4 protein-coding genes are annotated in these 4,133 nt (G+C 67.5%); 1 reads left to right on the top strand and 3 read right to left on the bottom strand.

What is annotated here, in order from left to right; genetic code table 11:
- Together IRZ18_08790 and IRZ18_08785 are read right to left on the bottom strand one after the other, a co-directional pair.
- Positions 1-176 (bottom strand): bifunctional ADP-dependent NAD(P)H-hydrate dehydratase/NAD(P)H-hydrate epimerase (locus tag IRZ18_08790; protein ID MBX5477201.1); only part of this gene is annotated, 176 nt, incomplete at its 3' end.
- Positions 173-553, bottom strand: coding sequence for a holo-ACP synthase (locus IRZ18_08785; protein MBX5477200.1), 381 nt, complete (start codon positions 551-553; stop codon positions 173-175). The genes IRZ18_08785 and IRZ18_08790, both read right to left, overlap by 4 nt.
- Before the next feature lie 24 nt (positions 554-577).
- On the opposite strand from IRZ18_08785, the gene sufB reads away from it, so the two are divergent.
- A complete protein-coding gene (sufB, locus tag IRZ18_08780) occupies positions 578-2,083 on the top strand; it encodes a Fe-S cluster assembly protein SufB (GenBank protein ID MBX5477199.1) in 1,506 nt (501 codons plus the stop codon).
- 175 nt (positions 2,084-2,258) lie between these two features.
- On the opposite strand, the gene IRZ18_08775 is transcribed toward sufB, so the two are convergent.
- Positions 2,259-4,133, bottom strand: a 1,875-nt coding sequence (locus IRZ18_08775; GenBank protein ID MBX5477198.1) for a 5'-nucleotidase C-terminal domain-containing protein, incomplete at its 5' end; no start/stop codon positions are given.

Below are 4,133 nucleotides of genomic sequence, written 5' to 3'. Positions count from 1 at the left end.
CCCTTGCCGCAGGCGACGAACACGCGCCCCGGCCAGCGGCCCCGCCGCTCGAGCCAGCGGCGCGCCGCGGCCGCGACGGCGCGCCCGGCCGCGTACATCAACGCCGCCTCGGGCAGGCCGCGCGAAATGGCCCAGGCGTCTGCGGCGCGCATCGTCGTCCCCGTGACGATCCTCATGGCGCCTCGCCCTCCGCGATCACCTGCGCGACGGCGAACGAGCCCAGGTGGCTGATGCTGACGTGGAAGCGCGCGGCACCGATCGCGCGCGCGCGGGCCGCCGCACGCCCGGAGAGACGCAACTCCGGCTTGCCGATGGCGTCGCGCACCACTTCCACCTCACGCCAGGCCATGCGCCGCAGCCCGGTGCCCAGGCTCTTGAGCGCAGCTTCCTTGGCGGCGAACGTGCCGGCCAGCCGCTCCGCCGCGTGCGCCCCGGCCGCCAGATCGCGCTCCGCCTCCGTGAACAGGCGCCTTAGGGCGGCCTCGCCCCGGCGCTTGAGGAGCCGCCGGAAGCGTTCGACGTCGACCAGGTCGATGCCGGTACCGACGATGATCGGAATCACGTTCCTCTTGCACGCATGGTTTTCAACGCCATCATAACGATTCCGTGGTATGCTTTGAACGAACGAAATCCGAGCAGGCTACAAGGAAATGGCGGTTGCCGCCGTCGCGAGGGAGCGTTGCACGTGGCCAAGGAACTGGATCTGGACCTGGAGTACAAGTACGGCTTCCACGATCCCGAGAACTACACGTTCAAGAGCCAGAAGGGCCTGAACCGGCGCGTCGTCGAGGAAATCTCGTGGATGAAGAACGAGCCCGACTGGATGCGCGAGTTCCGGCTGAAGTCGCTTGAGATCTTTGAGAAGAAGCCCGTCCCCACCTGGGGCGGCGACCTCTCCGGGCTGCGCTTCGACGACATGTACTACTACGTCAAGGCGACGGAGAAGAAGGGGCGCAGCTGGGACGAGGTTCCGGAGACGATCAAGAAGACGTTCGACCGGCTCGGCATCCCGGAGGCGGAGCGCAAGTTCCTCGCCGGCGTGGCCGCGCAGTATGAGTCGGAGGTCGTCTACCACAAGATCCGCGAGGACCTTGAGCGGCAGGGCGTCATCTTCGTCGACACGGACACCGCCGTGCGGGAGTACCCGGAGCTGGTCAAGGAGTACTTCGGCACGGTCGTCCCGCCCTCGGACAACAAGTTCGCGGCGCTCAACAGCGCCGTCTGGTCCGGCGGTTCCTTCATCTACGTGCCCAAGGGCGTCCGCGTGGAGATCCCGCTGCAGGCCTACTTCCGCATCAACACGGAGAACATGGGCCAGTTCGAGCGGACGCTGATCATCGTGGACGAGGGCGCCTTCGTCCATTACGTGGAGGGCTGCACGGCGCCCACGTATTCCTCCGCCTCGCTGCACAGCGCGGTCGTGGAGATCATCGTGAAGAAGGGCGGCCGCTGCCGCTACACGACCATCCAGAACTGGTCGACGAATGTCTACAATCTCGTCACGAAGCGCGCCGTGGCTCATGAGGAAGCCACCATGGAGTGGGTCGACGGCAACCTCGGCTCCAAGCTGACGATGAAGTACCCGGCGGTGTTCCTCGTCGGGCGCAAGGCCAAGGGCGAGGTGCTGTCGATCGCGCTCGCCAACAAGGGCCAGCACCAGGACGCGGGCGCGAAGATGGTCCACGCGGCGCCGGAGACGAGCTCCACGATCACCTCGAAGTCGATCAGCCTCGGCGGCGGGCGCACCACCTACCGCGGGCTCGTCCGCGTGCCGAAGACCTCGTACGGCTGCAAGTCGCGCGTGGAGTGCGACGCGCTCATCCTCGACGACCTCTCGGCTTCGGACACGATCCCGTACATGGAGATCGAGGCGGACGACGTCTCCATGGAGCACGAGGCGACCGTGTCCAAGATCAGCGACGAGCAGCTGTTCTACCTGATGAGCCGCGGCATCAACGAGGAGCAGGCGGCCAAGATGATCGTGCAGGGCTTCGTGGAGCCGTTCCGCAAGGCGTTGCCGATGGAGTACGCGATCGAGCTGAACCGCCTCATCGAGCTGGAGATGGAGGGCTCCGTGGGCTAGGCGTCGGACGCGCGCCTGGACCGTGCAGCCCGACGCACTGTGGGGCATGCCGCAGCCCAGGGCCATCGCGCTTCAGTGAATGACAGCATCAAGGCGGGCCGTTGCCGGCCCGCCTTGACTGTTTGCGGCAGCGCCTCGCCGGGCCCGTACCGGGCGGCGCGGAGCCCGTTCGCTCCTACCGCCCGACCACCGTGATCCGGTTCTGCAGCCCGTAGTTGATCGGCTGCGGCAGGCTCTTCAGGTAGTCGATGAACACGTCCGAATCGACGATGCCGGTGTCGACCTTGCGGTCGTCCGGGATGCCCTTCAGCGTGACGAAGTCGTCCCCGCCGCCCGCCATGAAGTTGTTCACGACGACGGTGTAGGTGGCGGTCGGGTCGATGGGCGTGCCGTCCGCCAGTTTCACGTCGGAGACGCGCTGGTACATCGGCTTCGTCCAATCCCACGTGAACGTGAGGCCGCTGACCTGGAGCGGTCCGTGGCCGCCCGTCTGGTTCAGCTCGCGGAGGACGAAGTTGTTGACACCCTCCTCGAGCGTCTTGACCAACTCGGCGCCCGTCATCCGCACCTTGACGAGGGTGTTGCCGAACGGCTGGACGGAGTACGCGTCGCCCCACTTGACCGGACCGGCCGCAAGGTCGGCGCGGATGCCGCCGCCGTTCGTGAGCGCGATCTGCGCGCCCGGGACCGCCTTCAGCTGGGCGTCGGTGATCAGGTCGCCGAGCGCTTCCTCCCCGGCGGGCGTCGGGTCACGGGTGAGGTCGTTCGCCAGCGTGGCGATCACCTGGTCCTTCTTGGGGCCGATGACGGCTTCCCACTTCGCCACGAGGTCCTCGACGTCGGGATTCGGCGCGATCGTCAGGCTGGGGTGCATCACCTTCGGCACCGCGCGGACCACCTTGCCCGCCGTCGTGTCGAAGTAGAGGTCGATCCGCGCGTACGCGTGGCCGTAGTAGCTCCCCTGGATGACCGGCACCGGCCCGAACTTGCCCTGCACGAAGCCGGCGACGTCATCGTGCGTGTGCCCCGTGATCGCCGCGTCAATGGGGACGTTGATGCGCTGGATCACGTCCGCGATTTCGTTGGTGATCTCATGCGTGTCGCCGTCCGTCCAGGTCCCCTCCTGGTCGGAGGACAGGTGCGAGACGACGATGACGAGGTCCGCGCCCTGCGCCCGCAGTTGCGGCGCGAGCTCGTCGATGATCGGGGCCGGGTCGCGGAACTCCAGTCCCGCGATGTTCTGCGGCAACACGATCGACTTCGTCAGCGGCGTCGCGAAGCCGATGATGCCGATCTTGAGGCCGTCGACGTCGATCATGTCCGTCGGCTTCACCCATGCCGGACGCTGGCCCGTGGTCTCGTCGAAGATGTTCGCGGCGAGATACGTGAACCGGGCGTCGGCGATCCGGTCCTGGAGCACGGGGATGCCCCAGTCGAACTCGTGGTTGCCGATGGCGGAAACGCGCAGCCCCACGCTGTTGAGCCAGTCATTGACAGCCTGGCCCTGCGTCAGGTTCGAGATGACGGTGCCCTGATAGTTGTCGCCGCCGTCCAGCAGGACGTACCCGTCCGGGTTGCGCAGCGCCTCGCCGAGGAACGCCGTCGCCAGCCGGGCCGCGCCAAGCTCGCCGGCCTTCGGGTTGTACTCCAGATGGCCGTGGAAGTCGTTGAACGAGACGAGGCTGATCTTCTTCACGCCGGGCGCCAGCGCCTCCGGCACCGACTGGTCGATCACCTTCACGGCCTCGCCGCGCAGGATGTTCGCGTGCGGCCGCAGGGTGCCGTCCGGGTAGCCGGCCAGGACGCCGTGCAGCGTGGCGAAGGCGACGGCCTGCTGAGCGTACCCGTCGATGTCGCCCTTGTCGGCGTAGTGGTCGAGCACACGCAGGTCCTGCCCCGACAGCCCCGCCGCGCCGACCACGGCACGGATGACCATGAGCGCCGCGTCCTCGCGCGTGATCGGGTCATCCGGGCGGAACTGCGTCGCGCTGACGCCATTCGTGATGCCCAGCTGGACGCCCAGGTCCACGTACGCCTCCGCCCAATGGCC

It is taken from the genome of Clostridia bacterium (assembly GCA_019683875.1).
Lineage (GTDB): Bacteria > Bacillota > Sulfobacillia > RBS10-35 > Bu92 > Bu92.
This window is presented reverse-complemented; position numbering and strand designations above follow the sequence as displayed.

What these genes read in the sequence shown, in the direction of transcription:
- sufB (MBX5477199.1), top strand. Translation starts at nt 578, where the DNA reads ATGGTTTTCAACGCCATCATAACGATTCCGTGGTATGCTTTGAACGAA.